General features: G+C 74.4%; 13 protein-coding genes and 1 rRNA gene. 7 read left to right on the top strand and 7 right to left on the bottom strand.

Features of this window, described 5'->3' with window-relative positions; genetic code table 11:
• Window positions 1-93, top strand: a 5S ribosomal RNA gene (gene rrf / locus AB0469_RS17615); the annotation flags it as partial.
• A gap of 118 nt (window positions 94-211) precedes the next feature.
• On the opposite strand, the gene AB0469_RS17610 is transcribed toward rrf, so the two are convergent.
• Genes AB0469_RS17610 through AB0469_RS17590 form a run of 5 tightly spaced genes read right to left on the bottom strand, consistent with a single transcriptional unit; the run spans window position 212 to window position 5,796 of the window.
• Complete coding sequence (locus AB0469_RS17610; RefSeq protein ID WP_366452288.1) at window positions 212-1,522, bottom strand: DUF58 domain-containing protein; 1,311 nt, start codon at window positions 1,520-1,522, stop codon at window positions 212-214.
• Window positions 1,522-2,484, bottom strand: coding sequence for a MoxR family ATPase (locus AB0469_RS17605; protein WP_366452286.1), 963 nt, complete (start codon window positions 2,482-2,484; stop codon window positions 1,522-1,524). Before AB0469_RS17605 ends, AB0469_RS17610 begins: the two co-directional genes overlap by 1 nt.
• A complete protein-coding gene (locus AB0469_RS17600; protein WP_366452285.1) occupies window positions 2,481-3,881 on the bottom strand; it encodes a DUF4350 domain-containing protein in 1,401 nt (466 codons plus the stop codon). The genes AB0469_RS17605 and AB0469_RS17600 overlap by 4 nt, the downstream gene beginning before the upstream one ends.
• Window positions 3,878-4,540 (bottom strand): DUF4129 domain-containing protein, encoded by a 663-nt coding sequence (locus tag AB0469_RS17595; RefSeq protein ID WP_366452283.1) that lies wholly within the window; start codon window positions 4,538-4,540, stop codon window positions 3,878-3,880. Before AB0469_RS17595 ends, AB0469_RS17600 begins: the two co-directional genes overlap by 4 nt.
• A gap of 8 nt (window positions 4,541-4,548) precedes the next feature.
• Window positions 4,549-5,796 (bottom strand): hypothetical protein, encoded by a 1,248-nt coding sequence (locus AB0469_RS17590; RefSeq protein ID WP_366452282.1) that lies wholly within the window; start codon window positions 5,794-5,796, stop codon window positions 4,549-4,551.
• A gap of 238 nt (window positions 5,797-6,034) precedes the next feature.
• Between AB0469_RS17590 and mtrA the strand changes: the two genes are divergently transcribed.
• The 6 genes from mtrA (at window position 6,035) to AB0469_RS17560 (ending at window position 13,372) form a co-directional block, all read left to right on the top strand.
• Entirely contained in the window at window positions 6,035-6,724 is a 690-nt protein-coding gene (gene mtrA / locus AB0469_RS17585) for a two-component system response regulator MtrA (RefSeq protein ID WP_007264442.1), read from the top strand.
• A 1-nt stretch (window position 6,725) separates the two neighbouring features.
• Window positions 6,726-8,684 (top strand): MtrAB system histidine kinase MtrB, encoded by a 1,959-nt coding sequence (mtrB, locus tag AB0469_RS17580; protein WP_366452281.1) that lies wholly within the window; start codon window positions 6,726-6,728, stop codon window positions 8,682-8,684.
• Window positions 8,671-10,515: an LpqB family beta-propeller domain-containing protein gene (locus AB0469_RS17575; RefSeq protein ID WP_366452280.1), complete on the top strand. Its 1,845-nt coding sequence runs from the start codon at window positions 8,671-8,673 to the stop codon at window positions 10,513-10,515. Before mtrB ends, AB0469_RS17575 begins: the two co-directional genes overlap by 14 nt.
• 75 nt (window positions 10,516-10,590) lie before the next feature.
• Window positions 10,591-11,325: a phosphoribosyltransferase family protein gene (locus AB0469_RS17570; protein ID WP_366452279.1), complete on the top strand. Its 735-nt coding sequence runs from the start codon at window positions 10,591-10,593 to the stop codon at window positions 11,323-11,325.
• Window positions 11,326-11,720: 395 nt separating this feature from the next.
• Window positions 11,721-12,419 (top strand): ribosome-associated translation inhibitor RaiA, encoded by a 699-nt coding sequence (gene raiA / locus AB0469_RS17565; protein WP_366452278.1) that lies wholly within the window; start codon window positions 11,721-11,723, stop codon window positions 12,417-12,419.
• A 188-nt stretch (window positions 12,420-12,607) separates the two neighbouring features.
• Complete coding sequence (locus AB0469_RS17560; protein ID WP_366452277.1) at window positions 12,608-13,372, top strand: response regulator transcription factor; 765 nt, start codon at window positions 12,608-12,610, stop codon at window positions 13,370-13,372.
• A gap of 124 nt (window positions 13,373-13,496) precedes the next feature.
• Here the strand turns inward: AB0469_RS17560 and AB0469_RS17555 are convergent, their stop codons facing one another.
• Together AB0469_RS17555 and AB0469_RS17550 are read right to left on the bottom strand one after the other, a co-directional pair.
• Complete coding sequence (locus AB0469_RS17555) at window positions 13,497-14,675, bottom strand: crosslink repair DNA glycosylase YcaQ family protein (protein ID WP_366452275.1); 1,179 nt, start codon at window positions 14,673-14,675, stop codon at window positions 13,497-13,499.
• A gap of 10 nt (window positions 14,676-14,685) precedes the next feature.
• A complete protein-coding gene (locus AB0469_RS17550; RefSeq protein WP_366452273.1) occupies window positions 14,686-15,330 on the bottom strand; it encodes a GNAT family N-acetyltransferase in 645 nt (214 codons plus the stop codon).
• Between the last annotated feature and the right edge of the window lie 14 nt (window positions 15,331-15,344).

Raw genomic sequence — 15,344 nt, 5'->3', positions numbered from 1 at the left:
ACGCCCGGTTACATTCCGAACCCGGAAGCTAAGCCTTTCAGCGCCGATGGTACTGCAGGGGGGACCCTGTGGGAGAGTAGGACGCCGCCGAACAATCATTGTGGGAAAGCCCCGCACCTTCTGGTGCGGGGCTTTTCTGCGTTTACGGGCAGGACACCGGAGCCGGACGGCCCCGGTGCTGGCGGGTACCGACCAGCCCGGCGAGGGAGGACTACAGGCGGCCCGCTGCCTTGAGGGCCAGGTAGGTGTCCGCCAGGGACGGGGCCAGGGCGTCGGGGGTGGCGTCGACGACGTGGACGCCGTGGCGGGAGAGCTGGTCCGCCGTGCGGCGGCGCTGGGACTGGGTCTGGGTCGCGGCGGCCGCCTCGTAGACCGCGTCCACGGAGCCCCGGGAGGCGGCCATCGACGCGATGTGCGGGTCGGCCACCGAGGCGACGACCACGGTGTGGCGCTGGGTGAGGCGCGGGAGGAGCGGGAGCAGGCCCTCTTCCACCGGGGCCGCGTCCAGGCTCGTCAGGAGGACCACCAGGGAGCGGCGCGGGGCGCTGCGGAGGATGGTGGAGACCAGGGTGCGGGAGTCCGTCTCGACCAGTTCCGGTTCGAGGCCGGCCATCGTGGTCACGAACGCCGGGAGGACGTCCGCGGCCGCCCGGCCCTGGACCAGGGCGCGGGTGCGGCGGTCGTGGGCCAGGAGGTCCACGCGGTCGCCGGCGCGGGTCGCGAGGGCGGCGAGGAGCAGGGCGGCGTCCATGGCGGAGTCCAGGCGGGGGGCGTCGCCGACGCGTCCGGCCGAGGTGCGGCCGGTGTCCAGGCAGATGAGGATGTGCCGGTCGCGCTCCGGGCGCCAGGTGCGGACGGCCACCCCCTGCCGGCGGGCGGTGGCCCGCCAGTCGATCGAGCGGGTGTCGTCGCCGGGGACGTAGTCGCGCAGGCTGTCGAACTCGGTGCCCTCACCGCGCGTCAGGACGCTGGTGCGGCCGTCCAGTTCGCGCAGGCGCGCGAGGCGGGACGGGAGGTGCTTGCGGCTGGTGAACGGAGGCAGGACGCGGACCGTCCAGGGGACGGTGTGCGAGCCCTGGCGGGTGAGGAGGCCCAGGGGCCCGTACGAGCGGATGGTGACGCGGTCGGCCCTGCGGTCGCCGCGCCGGGTGGGGCGCAGGCGGGTGGTGAGGCGGCGGCGTTCCCCGGCGGGGACGGTGACCTCGTGGCGGGAGGCGGCGGTTTCGGTGCCGGCCTGCCAGCTGCTGGGGGGCCAGGCGTCGCGGACGCGGGCGCGGAGCCGTCGGGTACCGGGGTTGGTGAGGGTGAGGTGCACGTCGGCGCTCTCGCCGAGGCGGACCGAGGTGTCCCCCGAGCGGGCCAGCCGCAGGGTGCGGACGGGCGCTGCGAGGGCGTAGTCGACGGCGCAGGCCAGGCCGAGGGTGCCGTTGACGGCGAGGAGGCCCGTCCAGCTCGGTTCGAGGAGGCCGACGGGCAGGCTGCCGAGGGCCGCCAGGAGGGCGGCGCGTCCGGTGAGGGCCATCAGCGGGGGACGGGGACGTGGGTGAGGATCGCCGAGATGACGGAGTCGGCGCTGACGCCCTCCATCTCGGCTTCCGGGCGGAGCTGGACGCGGTGGCGCAGGGTCGGCAGGGCCAGGGCCTTCACGTCGTCGGGGGTGACGTAGTCGCGGCCGGTGAGCCAGGCCCAGGCGCGGGAGGTGGCCAGCAGGGCGGTGGCGCCGCGCGGGGAGACGCCGAGGGTGAGGGAGGGCGATTCGCGGGTGGCGCGGCAGATGTCGACGACGTAGCCGGTGATCTCGGGGGAGACGGTGACGTGGGTGATCGCCTCGCGGGCGGCTTCGAGTTCCTTGGCGCCGGCGACCGGGCGGATGCCGGCGGCGTGCAGGTCGCGGGGGTTGAAGCCGGCGGCGTGCCGGGTCAGGACGCCGATCTCGTCCTCGCGGGAGGGGAGGGGGACGTTGAGCTTGAGGAGGAAGCGGTCGAGCTGGGCTTCGGGGAGCGGGTACGTGCCCTCGTACTCGACGGGGTTCATGGTGGCGGCGACGAGGAAGGGCTCGGGGAGCCTGCGGGGGGTGCCGTCGACGGTGACCTGGCGCTCCTCCATGGCCTCCAGGAGGGAGGACTGGGTCTTGGGGGGCGTGCGGTTGATCTCGTCGGCGAGGAGGAGGTTGGTGAAGACCGGGCCGTCCTGGAAGGAGAACTCGGCGGTGCGGGCGTCGTAGACCAGAGAGCCCGTCACGTCACTGGGCATCAGGTCGGGGGTGAACTGGACGCGCTTGGTGTCGAGTTCGAGGGAGGCCGCGAGGGCGCGGACCAGGAGGGTCTTGGCGACGCCGGGGACGCCTTCGAGGAGGACGTGGCCTCGGCACAGGAGTGCGACGACGAGACCGGTGACGGCGGAGTCCTGGCCGACCACGGCCTTTCCGATCTCGGTGCGGAGCGCTTCCAGGGAGGAGCGGGCGCTGTCCGTGGTGGCCGTCATGAGGTGCGGACCTCTCTTTCGAGGGCGTCGAGGTGGTCGGCGAGCGCGACGAGTGCCGCGTCGTCGGCGGGAGTGGGGCCGAAGAGAAGGGTGGTGACGTCGCGTCCGGTGCCGGGCAGGCGGGCGGAGACGGCGGAGGTCAGGGTCTCCGGGTCGTGGGCCTGTGCGGGCGGTACGCCGACCAGCGCGGCGAGGCGTTCGCGTGAGGCGGCGCGCAGCACGGTGGCGGCGCGGTCGCGGGCGGCGGCCCGGCGGTAGAGGCGGGCGCGGCCCTCAGTGGTCTCGGAGGCGCGGATGGCGACGGGCAGGTCCTCGGTGACGAGGGGGCCGAGGCGGCGGGCGCGCCAGAGGGCGGCGAGGGCGGCGGCCGCGAAGAGCTGGAGCAGGGCCCAGTACCAGCCGGACGGGACGAGGTCGAGGAGGGACTTCTCCTCGGCGGCGCCGTCGGCGGGCATGTCGGCGGGGGTGGGCAGGTACCAGACGACTTCGGGGCGGGAGCCGAGGAGTTGGAGCGCGAGGGAGGCGTTGCCCTCCTCGGTGAGGCGCCGGTTGAGGAGGATGCGTTCGGAGCCGAGGAGGACGGTGTCGCCGCCCCGGGTGGTGCTGGGCAGGACGAGGAGGGTGGGGTGGCCGTCGCTGGGGTAGCAGCCGGCGGCTCCCGGGAGGGCGGTGGTGTAGCGGAGCCCGTCGCCGGTGGCGGCACGGCCGGCGGTGGTGGCGGTGGGCAGGGCGCAGCCGGGGTCGAGGTCGCGCTGGTGGGCGAAGCCCTTGGTGCGGGCGGCGGGGGCCAGTTCGGCGAGGGCGGTGCCGGTGGGGGCGACGAGGACGGTGCGGCCGCCGGAGAGGTCGATGGCGGAGCGGACGGCGCGGCGCTGGGGTGCGCCGAGGAGGTCGGGGTCGGTGACGAGGAGGGTGGTGCGGGGGCCTGCGGCCGCGGCGGCCTCTTCGGCGTTGGTGACGACGCGGGTGGTGACGCCGCGTTGCTTCAGGAGCTGGGCGAGGGCGCGGCTGCCGTCGCGGTCGGCGGAGCGGGGGTCGAGGCGGCCGTGGTGGTCGCCGGCCCGGAGTCCGGCGAGGGCGACGGCGGCGACGAGGAGCACCGCGAGCGCGAGCAGCAGCCCGCGGGCCCGGGTCCACAGCTGGGCGGGGGTGAGTGCGGTGGAGGTGGCGGCCCGCCCGCCGCGGCCTCCGGCGGGGGCGGTGGTCCGCTGTGCGCGGCGGCCCTGCTCGGGGGTGGGCGTGGCGGGCGCCTGTGCCGGGTGCGCCGGGGCGGCGGTGGGTGGGGGGTCGGCCGGGGTCGGGCCGGTTGCGGGCGTGGCTTCGGCGGGTGTCGGCGTGCCGGTGGGTGCCGGGGGCGTGGTGGGGCCGGGTTCGGGGGTCGGGGGGTGGCCGGTCATGGGGTGGGTTCCGTCAAGGTCGGCCGGGTGCGCTCCAGGGTGAGGTCGAGGGTGCGCAGGCGGGCGTAGGTGTCGGGGTCGGCGGTGCGGCCGCCGTACGTGACGTCGTCGAAGGCGCGGGCGGCGGCGCGGAGGCCGTCGGCGTGGCCGGGGAGGGAGCGTGCGGCTTCTGCGGCGGCCTCGTCGGCGGTGCGGCCGGGGCGGGGGTCGAGGAGGGTGCGTTCCTCCAGGGAGCGGACGACGGCCCGCATGCGCTCGCGGACGGCGTCGTTCCAGCGGCCGGCGGCGGCGTGGGCGTCGGCGGCCGCGCGGTGGTCGGCGGCGCTGCGCGGGCCCTCGTCGAAGAGGGTGCCGCCGCCGCGGGCGGTCCGGCCGGGCTTGCCCAGGCGCCACCACAGGGCGGCGGCGGCCAGGACGACGACCAGGGCGATGGCGAGCAGGCCGAGGCCGCCGCCGGGGGTGGCCCCCGCGGCGCGGTCGAAGAACTCGCCCAGCCACTCCCAGAAGCGGTCCAGGGCGCGCTGGAAGAGCCCCGGCTCGTCCTGGTGGTAGATGGGCTTGGCCAGCTCGCGTTCGGCCGCCTCGCGGGCGGCTTCGCGTCCGGTGGTGACCGGTGGCGCGTCGCCGCCGGCGATGGTGATGAGTCCCCCCGTGCTCATGCGGCGCGTCAGCCTCCGGTGGGGGCCGGTGTGCTGGTGCTGCCGTAGCCCTCGACGCCGGCGGCGCGGGCGAGCTCCAGGTCGAGCGCCTCGCGGCGGATGCGCTGGTCGACGTAGAGGAGGGTGGTGACGCCCGTCTGCATCGGGACGGTGACCGTGGCGCCGACGACGGCGCCGATCCCGGTGATGATCAGGACGGTCCAGTCGCGGGTGGCGGAGCCGTCCAGGAAGCCGCTGAGGCCGCCGGGGGCCAGGGCCATGGCGACGGCGGCGAAGGGCATGACGATCACCGTGGAGGTGATGGTGCGGATGACCCAGGTCAGCAGGCTGATGCCGAAGACGCGCCACCACGCGCCCTTGACCAGCTTGGCGGAGCGCCTGAGGGCGGCGACGGGCGTGCCCCGTTCCAGCATCAGCGCGGGCGGGGCCAGCGCGAAGGTCACGTAGAACCAGGCCAGGAGCACGAGCCCGACGGGTACGCCGAGGGCGGCCAGGGCGGCGCTGCCGAGCAGGATGCCGGGCAGGGCCGGGAGCAGGCCGGCGGCGAGGGCGCCCAGGAGCAGCAGGCCGGTGAGGCCGAGCATGCGCGGGGCCAGCGGGCGCACGGCCTTGAGGGTGCTGCCGAGGGTGGAGGTCTGGCCGAGGACGGCGCGGCTGACGGTCGGGGCCAGCAGGGCGGTGACCAGGATCAGCCCGAGGACTTCCAGGTAGTACTGGAAGCCGTAGAGGAGCCCGGCGTCGCCCAGGGCGCGGACGGCCTCGCCCGGGGTGGCGGGCTCGGTGGAGGGCGTCGGGAGGCTGTCCATGGTGAGGCGCTGGGCGACGAGCAGCGCGATCTGGGACAGGGCGGCGACGACCAGGCTCACGGAGAGCACGGAGCGCCAGTGGCCGCGCAGGATGCCGACGGCGCCGTCCAGTATCTCGCCGAGGCCGAGCGGGCGCAGCGGGATCACGCCGGGCTTGGCGGCGGGCGGCGGGCCGCCCCAGCCGCCGCCGGGGTTCCCGTAGGCGTACGGGGCGGCGGGGGGCTGCTGTCCGGGCGCGGTGGGGTACGTGCCCCAGCCGGCGTTCTGCTGCGGCTGCGGCTGCTGCGGCGGGGCCTGGCCGGCGTCGGGGCTGCTCCACTGGCCGGGCGGCGGCTGGGCCGCGGACCACTTGGACGCGCCGGGGCCCTCGGCGGGCGGTCGCGGAGCGGCGTCGGGGCCCTGGCCGTCGGACGGGGATCCGGGCGCGGCCCAGCCCGGAGAGTCGTTCATCGTCGCTCCTTCACGTGCACCTGCCGTGGCGGGCGCGCTGGTCGGCTGTCATCGTGCCATGGGGGAGCCCCGTCGTGACCGGCCGTCCCCCCTCCGGATCCCGGTCCGCTCTTCCCTTCAATTGTCGCGCGGATTCGGGGCAGACTGTTCGTCCTGATCGCCACGCAGGTCCGAGGGGCGATTTCCAGCCCTTTTGGCTGTGGGACAGCTCACCGCCAGGTAACGATTAGCTAATGGGATGATGTCAACCATGAAGGGACGCGTCCTCGTCGTCGACGACGACACCGCGCTGGCCGAGATGCTCGGCATTGTGCTGCGTGGAGAAGGTTTTGAGCCGTCGTTCGTAGCGGACGGTGACAAGGCACTGGCTGCCTTCCGGGAGGCCAAGCCGGACCTGGTGCTGCTCGACCTCATGCTGCCCGGGAGGGACGGCATAGAGGTGTGCAGGCTGATCAGGGCGGAATCGGGCGTACCCATTGTCATGCTCACCGCCAAGAGCGACACGGTGGACGTCGTGGTGGGCCTGGAGTCCGGCGCCGACGACTACATCGTCAAGCCGTTCAAGCCGAAGGAGCTGGTCGCCCGCATCCGGGCGCGCCTGCGCCGTTCGGAGGAGCCCGCGCCCGAGCAGCTCGTCATCGGTGACCTCGTCATCGACGTCGCCGGGCACTCGGTCAAGCGCGACGGCGCCTCCATCGCCCTGACCCCGCTCGAGTTCGACCTGCTGGTCGCCCTCGCGCGCAAGCCCTGGCAGGTCTTCACCCGCGAGGTGCTGCTGGAGCAGGTCTGGGGCTACCGGCACGCGGCGGACACCCGCCTGGTGAACGTCCACGTGCAGCGACTGCGCTCGAAGGTCGAGAAGGACCCCGAGCGCCCCGAGATCGTCGTGACGGTGCGTGGTGTCGGCTACAAGGCCGGACCCAGCTGACGTGCAGCCCGGCAAGGCCCGGAGCGGTTCCCGCCGTGGAGCCCTGCGGGGCGGCCGGCTGCTCCAGGACGGAACACCCGGCGGCCCCCTGCTGCGGCTCTGCGTACGCCTCGTACGCCGGCCGCTGCTTCCGGCTGTCCGCATATGGCGGCGCAACATCCAGCTCCGGGTGGTCGCCGCGACCCTCCTGATGTCGCTCGCCGTCGTCCTCGCGCTCGGCTTCGTCGTCATCGCCCAGGTCAGCAAGGGCCTCCTCGACGCCAAGGAGGAGGCCGCGCAGAGCCAGGCCGCGGGAGGGTTCGCGGTCGCACAGGAGAAGGCCAACACCCCCTCCGCCTCGGACGGGGCCGACGCCACCGACAACAAGGTCGGGCGCGACGCCAGCACCTGGATGAACTCGCTCGTCAAGCAGCTCGCCAGCGGCGGCCAGACCGCCTTCGAGGTGGCCGCGCTCGGTGCCGGCACCGGCGAGCAGGCCCCCACCAGCCAGGGCGTCAAGGGCGCCCGCGCCTCCGGCAACGTCGACCCGACCGCCAGCGTCCCCCTGGACCTGCGCAAGGCCGTCAACCACAACACCGGCACCTTCAAGACCTTCTCGCAGATCCGGTACACCGCCGGGACCGGCAAGCACCCCGAGCCCGCGCTGGTCGTCGGCAAGCGGCTCACCGACATCAACGGCGACCCGTACGACCTGTACTACCTCTTCCCGCTCACCCAGGAGGAGGAGTCCCTCAACCTGATCAAGGTCACCATCGCCACCGCCGGTGTGTTCGTGGTCGTGCTGCTCGGCGCGATCGCGTGGCTCGTCGTGCGCCAGGTCGTGACCCCCGTGCGGATGGCCGCCGGGATCGCCGAGCGGCTCTCCGCCGGCCGGCTCCAGGAGCGGATGAAGGTCACCGGCGAGGACGACATCGCCCGCCTGGGCGAGGCCTTCAACAAGATGGCCCAGAACCTCCAGAACAAGATCCAGCAGCTGGAGGAGCTGTCCCGGATGCAGCGCCGCTTCGTCTCGGACGTCTCGCACGAGCTGCGCACCCCGCTGACGACCGTCCGCATGGCCGCCGACGTCATCCACGACGCCCGCGTCGACTTCGACCCGATCACGGCCCGCTCCGCCGAACTCCTCGCCGGACAGCTCGACCGCTTCGAGTCCCTCCTGGCCGACCTGCTGGAGATCAGCCGCTTCGACGCCGGAGCCGCCGACCTCCAGGCCGAGCCCATCGACCTGCGGGACGTCGTCCGCCGCGTCATCGACGGCGCCGAACCGCTCGCCGAGCACAAGGGCACCCGCATCCGGGTCCTCGGCGACACCCAGCCCGTCATCGCCGAGGCCGACGCCCGGCGCGTCGAGCGGGTGCTGCGCAACCTCGTGGTCAACGCCGTCGAGCACGGCGAGGGCCGCGACGTCGTGGTCCGCCTGGCCTCGGCCGGCGGGGCCGTCGCCGTCGCCGTCCGCGACTACGGCGTCGGACTCAAGCCCGGCGAGGCCACCCGCGTCTTCAACCGCTTCTGGCGGGCCGACCCCGCACGGGCGCGCACCACCGGCGGCACCGGCCTGGGCCTGTCCATCGCCGTCGAGGACGCCCGGCTGCACGGCGGCTGGCTCCAGGCCTGGGGCGAGCCCGGCGGCGGCTCCCAGTTCCGCCTCACCCTGCCGCGCACCGCCGACGAGCCGCTGCGCGGATCGCCGATCCCGCTGGAACCCGAGGACTCCCGGGGCAACCGGGCCCGGGCCGCCGCCGAGGCCGCCGGACGCACCGCCGCCGCGGGCCCCGGCAGCCACCCCGACGGCCGCGCCGAGCGCGCCGACCGCGACCCGATACCGCCCCGGCCGGCGGTCGCCACCGCCCTGCCGGTGCCCGCCGACCCGACGGCGCTGCCCGGCAACGGCGCCCGCGTCGTCGCCCGGCCCGCCGATCAGGGCCCAGCACAGGAGGATGGAAACGGTGCAGGACGCTGACCGCCGCGGGCAGGCACGGCCGGCCCCGCTGAGGAGCGCCCGCCCGCTCCTGGCCCTGGGGGCCGTCGGGATGCTCGTCGCCGGCTGCGCCTCCATGCCCGACCGCGGCGAGATCCGGCGCGTGGAGGCCTCCCAGGGGGTCGACTCCCAGGTGCGGGTCTTCGGCGTGCCCCCGGCCGACAAGGCCAGCCCGGCCGAGATCGTCGACGGCTTCCTGGAGGCCATGACCGGCGACGACCCCCAGCTGGCCACCGCCCGCAAGTACCTCACCGAGGACGCCGCCAAGAACTGGAAGCCCTCCTCGGCCGTCACCGTGCTCTCCTCCGGCCTCGACCGCGTCCCCGTCCAGGGCGAGAAGGACCCCGACGGGCCCCGCTGGAAGGTCACCGGCAAGAAGCTCGCCACCGTCGACGAGCGCAGCGCCTACCAGCCGGAGACCGGCGGCGGCCGCTACGAGGAGTACCTCCAGCTGGTCCAGGTCAACAAGCAGTGGCGGATCGCCACCCCGCCCAGCAGCCTCGTCCTCGGAGAGTCCGACTTCCAGCGCATCTACAAGCCCGTCAACAAGTACTACTTCGCGGGCAACACGCTCGTCGCCGACCCCGTGTACGTGCGCCAGCGCAGCGACCCCGAGTCGCGGATGGACCCCACGACCCTCACGGTGCAGTCGCTGCTCGCCGGCCCCTCCAAGTGGCTCGGCCCCGTCGCCTCCACCGCCTTCCCCACCGGCACCGAACTGCGCGCGGGCACCAAGTCCCTCGCGTACGACGGCCAGAACACCCTGCGCGTCCCGCTCAACGCCGCCGCGGAGAACGTCGCGCAGCCGCAGTGCCAGAAGATGGCCACCCAACTCCTGTACACCGTCCGGGACCTGACGGCCTCCCGGCTGGACCGGGTCGAGCTGCTGCGCTCCGACGGCAAGTCCTCGCTGTGCTGGGTGACCGGCTCGGCCGCGGCGGTCCTCGCCAACCGGCCCTCGTCGCCGCAGCACCAGTACTACGTGGACAAGGACGGCCGGCTCGTGCGGATGGTCCTCAACGCGGGCGCCGACGAGCAGCAGCAGGACAAGCCGGAGCCGGCCCCCGGTCCGCTGGCCACCGCCACCGGTTTCAAGGTGGGCTCGGCCGCCGTGACCTACGACGAGAAGCGGGCCGCGGCCGTCTCCGAGGACGGCCACGGGCTGTACGTCGTCACGATGACCACCGCCGGACCGATGCCGCAGCCGCTGCTGACCAGCAAGAGCGGCAAGCTCACCGCCCCCAGCTGGGACGCCCGCGGCGACCTGTGGGTCTCCGACCTCGACCCGCAGGGCCAGGGCCTGTGGCGGGTGCCCGGCGGGACCGGGACCCCGCAGAAGGTGGACGTCGCGGGACTCGACGGGGCGAGGATCAGCGGGCTGAAGGCCTCCGCGGACGGCGTGCGCATCGCGCTGCTCGTCGAGCGCGACGGCGGCCGCAAGAACCTCTACATCGGGCGGATCGAGCGGCCCGAGGGCAAGGGGGACCCCTCCAGGGTGTCGGTGCGCGAGCTGCGCCCGGCCGCTCCGCAGATGGCCGAGGTGACGGCGATGAGCTGGGCGCCGCGCGGCCGGCTGCTGGTGGTGGGCCGCGAGAGCGGCGGCGTCGACCAGGCCCGCTACATGCTGGCCGACGGGTCGATGGTCGCGGCGAGCCTGCCCGGGGCGACCGGACTGAGCGCGATCGCCGCCTCGGAGGACGAGGCGAAGCCGGTGGTGGCCTCCTCCACCGAGGACGGCATCGTGTGGCTCCCGCCGGGCGCGCAGTGGCGCACGGCGGCGGCGGGCGGCCGCGCGCCGGTGTACCCGGGCTGAGCCTCGGGGGCCCTCCCCCGAGGAGGGTCGTCCACAGGGGTCGCGCCCTGCCCGGACACCGGGCAGGGTGGACGTGTGCGGGGGTGGTGGCAGGAGCTGGCCGGGCTGGTCCTGCCCTCGGACTGCGCGGGCTGCGGGGCGGCGCGCCCGCTGCTGTGCGGTGCCTGCCGCGGGGCCCTGGCCGGGGCGGGCGCGGGGCCGGTGCGCCCGGAGCCGCGGGACGGGGGCCCGCAGGGGCTGCCGCCGGTGTACGCGGCGGCCCGTTACGAGGGGCCGGTACGGGCGGTCGTCCTGGCCCACAAGGAGCGCGGGGCCCTTCCGCTGGCCGGCCCGCTCGGCGCCGCCCTCGCGGCGGCCGTCTCCGCGGCGGCCGTGTCCGCTCCCCGCGCGGCGGGGGCGGGCGGCGCGGCGCGGGAGCTGGTGCTGGTCCCGGTGCCGTCCGCGCGGCGGGCGGTGCGGGCGCGCGGGCACGACGCGGCGCGCAGGATCGCCCTGGCCGCGTCGCGGCGGCTGCGCGGGGCCGGTGAGCCCGCGCGCGTGGCGGCCGTGCTGCGGCTGCGGCGGCCGGTCGCGGACCAGGCGGGGCTGGGGGCCCGGCAGCGGCAGCAGAACCTGGCCGGGGCCCTGGAGGTGCGCCCGGGCGGCGTGCGGCTGGTGGCGGGGGCGCGGATCGTGGTGGTGGACGACGTGGTGACGACCGGGGCCACCCTCGCGGAGGCGGCCCGGGCGCTGCGCGCGGCGGGGCTGTGGGCGGACGCGGCGGCCGTGGTGGCGGCGCCGTCCGGATCGTTCACCCGGGCCCGATGCTAGAGCTCGGGTGGACTACTCGTACAGAGCAAAATTCTTGTGAATAGATTTGGAACCGCTGGGGAATGCGCATCGTTGCAGGTAGTAAGAGGGACCAACCACCTCGACGGAGGTAGGTTCCGGTAGCGGGTGCCGACAACCGGCATGGAGAGATATGTTCGGTTGTGAGGAACTGGCGATCCTTGGGCCCCCCGGTATCGGAGCGCCAGTCCGCCCGTTTTGGAATCTTCGTGTCAGAGGGGTGTCTCTACTCCGAAGTCGGTGGGATGTAGATCTTGCCGATGGGGGAGGAGGAGGTGAAAGTCGCCAAGTCCGAGGCTCCGGTGTTCACCGGAGCCTGGTGCGAAAGGGAGACGGTTCGCCGCTCGCGGCGAAGGTCTCCGGGAACGGAGTTCTGCGTGGACATCGTCGTCAAGGGCCGCAAGACCGAGGTGCCCGAGCGGTTCCGCAAGCACGTGGCCGAGAAGCTGAATCCGGAGCGGATCCAGAAGCTCGACGCCAAGGTGATCAGCTTGGACGTCGAGGTGTCCAAGGAGCACAACCCGCGCCAGGCCGACCGTTCCGACCGCGTGGAGATCACCCTGCATTCGCGGGGCCCGGTGATCCGAGCCGAGGCCGCCGCCGCGGACCCGTACGCGGCCCTCGACCTGGCTCAGGACAAGCTGGAGGCCCGGCTGCGCAAGCAGCACGACAAGCGTTTCACCCGCCGCGGCAACGGACGGCTGTCGGCGGCCGAGGTCGCCGACCGCGTGCCGGGCGTCGCGACGCTCAACGGGAGCGGCCAGCCGGTCGGCGAAGAGATCGAGGACGGAATTCCGACCACCCGGATCGGATCGCTCGAAGTGCAGGGCGAAGGCCCGCTGATCGTCCGCGAGAAGACCCACCCTGCCCGGCCCATGTCGCTCGACCAGGCCCTTTACGAAATGGAACTGGTCGGCCACGACTTCTACCTGTTCGTCGACTCCGAGACCAAGATGCCGAGCGTCGTCTACCGGCGCCACGCCTACGACTACGGCGTCATCCACGTGGACCCCGACGGGGCGTCCAGCTCGGAGGAGCCGGCCGTCGGCGGTGCCGGCGGAGCGCTCGGAGGCTGATCACGGATCCGTTGCCCCTGCGGAAGCCACGGTGTTTCCGCAGGGGCACCTGTATGACTCGTATGAGCCAAAGGGATTCCGCCAGACCCGCGGGTGACCGTGCGGGCATGGAATCATGGCGGGCAGTCAACCGGCGGCCGCCCCCGCCGGGTTGGCCCAGCAGCCCGGTACATGCAGGGGGAGGAACGATGGCGGACAGCTTCGGGCCGGTGCGCGGTGACGACGGAGCCGGCTGCCGTGCGGTGGACGCGGCGGAGGCCGGCGACCGGGACGGGGCCGGGGAGCTCGCCGGGGAGCCCATCCGGGTGCTCGTGGTCGACGACCACGCCCTGTTCCGGCGCGGGCTGGAGATCGTCCTCGCGCAGGAGGAGGACATCCAGGTCGTCGGTGAGGCCGGGGACGGTGCGGAGGCCGTGGACAAGGCCGCCGACCTGCTTCCGGACATCGTGCTGATGGACGTCCGGATGCCGCGGCGCGGCGGGATCGAGGCCTGTACCTCGATCAAGGAGGTCGCCCCCTCCGCGAAGATCATCATGCTGACGATCAGCGACGAGGAGGCCGACCTCTACGACGCGATCAAGGCGGGTGCGACGGGCTACCTGCTCAAGGAGATCTCCACGGACGAGGTCGCCACCGCGATCCGCGCCGTGGCGGACGGGCAGTCGCAGATCAGCCCGTCCATGGCGTCGAAGCTGCTGACCGAGTTCAAGTCGATGATCCAGCGCACCGACGAGCGCAGGCTGGTGCCGGCGCCCCGGCTGACCGACCGGGAGCTGGAGGTGCTCAAGCTGGTGGCGACCGGGATGAACAACCGGGACATCGCCAAGCAGCTGTTCATCTCCGAGAACACGGTGAAGAACCACGTCCGCAACATCCTGGAGAAGCTCCAGCTGCACTCCCGGATGGAAGCCGTGGTCTACGCGATGCGCGAGAAGATCCTGGAGATCCGCTGAGCCGTGTCGCTCCGCGGGCGACGCCGGACGCCGGACGCCGGGTGCGGGCCGTCGGCGGCCGGTCGCGCAGTTCACCGCGCCCCTGACGGGGCGCGGCGGCGCGGGCCCCGGCCACCCCGCTGCGCTACGCGCGCCGGGCGGCGAGTTCCGCGGTGACCGCCGCGGCCTCGCGCGCGTCCCCCGCCCGGTCGACGCGCACGTCCTCGCACCCCACCCATCGGGCGGCCTCCCACAGGGCCTCGGCCATCGCGCCGGCCGCCTTCGGGGTGGTCAGGGAGAGCTGCCGGGCCACCAGCGTGCGCCCCTCGCGGGCCGGGTCGACACGGCCCTGGAGCCGGCCGCCGGCCAGCAGCGGCATCGCGAAGTACCCGTGTATCCGCTTCGGCTTCGGGACGTACGCCTCCAGGCGGTGGGTGAAGCCGAAGACCCGCTCGGTGCGGGGGCGGTCCCAGACGAGCGAGTCGAACGGGGACAGCAGGGTGGTGCGGTGGCGGCCGCGCGGTGCGGACGCCAGCGCCCCGGGATGGGCCCAGGCCGGCTTGCCCCAGCCCTCCACCTCCACCGGGACCAGCCCGGAGTCCGCGACCACCGCGTCGAACTCCTCGCCCTTGAGGCGGTGGTAGTCGGCGATGTCGGCGCGGGTGCCCACGCCGAGGGACCGCCCGGCCAGCGCGACCAGGCGGCGCAGGCACTCGCGGTCGTCCAGGTCGTCGTGGAACAGGGCGTCGGGCACGGCCCGCTCGGCGAGGTCGTAGACGCGCTTCCAGCCGCGCCGCTCGGTGCAGACCACCTCGCCGGTGTCGAGCAGCCACTCCACCGCGATCTTGGTCTCGGACCACTCGAACCACTCACCGCCGTTCTTGGCGCCGCCGAGCTCGGAGGAGGTCAGCGGGCCGTCGGCGCGCAGCCGGTCCAGGACGGTCCGCGTCGAGCGCTCCTTGTCCTGGAGGACGTGCCAGCGGTGGCCGCGGGCCCGCCGGGCGCGGCGCCGGAAGGAGAAGTGCGGCCACTCCTCGATGGGCAGGATGCAGGCCGCGTGCGACCAGTACTCGAAGGCGTGGGCGTCGGACCAGTACGCCTTCTCCACGGTGTCCCGGCCGACCGCGCCGAGCCGGGCGTACGGGATCAGCTCGTGCGACCGGGCCAGGACCGAGATGGTGTCCAGCTGCACGGCGCCCAGGTTCCGCAGCACCCCGCGCACGCCGGCCCTCCGGTCGGGCGCCCCGAGGAAGCCCTGCGCGCGCAGGGCGATCCGGCGGGCCTCGTCGGCGGACAGGGACACGGCGGCGGTGGCGGTGGTCATGCGCCGCAGCCTAGGGCCGGCCACTGACAGCGCGGCCGTTTCCGGCCGGGTGCCGGGGGTCCCGGGCGACGGTCCCGGCGGCCCGCGCGGGCGCCGGCAGGTACGGGAGCCGGGACGGCAGCCCCAGGTCGGCGGGGAGCAGGGAGCCGACCCAGCAGTCGCGCAGGGTGGCGCGGTGCTCCATGCCGGCCCGCAGGACGCCCTCGACCGTGAAGCCGGCCTTCTCGGCCACGGCGCGGGAGGCGGTGTTGCCGACGCCGGCGCGCCAGACCAGACGGTCGCAGCCGAGCTCGGTGAAGGCCCAGCGGGCCAGGGCCAGCACGGCCTCGGTGGTGTAGCCGCGGCCGCGGTGGGCGGCGGTGGCCCAGAAGCCGATCTCGTACGCGAAGTCGCCGCGCGGGTGCAGGCCCAGCGTCGCGACCAGAGGGCCTTCGGGGCCGAGCCGGGCGGCGAAGTTGTACTCCGTCCCGTCCTCCCAGCGGGCGGGCGCGTTCCGCGTGACGTACTCGACCGCGTCCTCCTCCCCGTACGGCACGGGGACCGGGATCCAGCGCTGGATCTCCGGGTCCTGGCAGGCCGCGTGGGTCTCGGGGACGTCGGCGGGCACGTGCGGGCGCAGGACGAGGCGCTCCGTGGTCAGGGTGGTCGGTTCCATGACCGGATTATCCG

This window comes from Streptomyces sp. NPDC093801 (genome assembly GCF_040701585.1).
Taxonomy (GTDB): Bacteria; Actinomycetota; Actinomycetes; order Streptomycetales; family Streptomycetaceae; genus Streptomyces.
The sequence above is the reverse complement of the archived record's forward strand: the minus strand, read 5'-3'. Positions and strand labels throughout refer to the sequence as shown.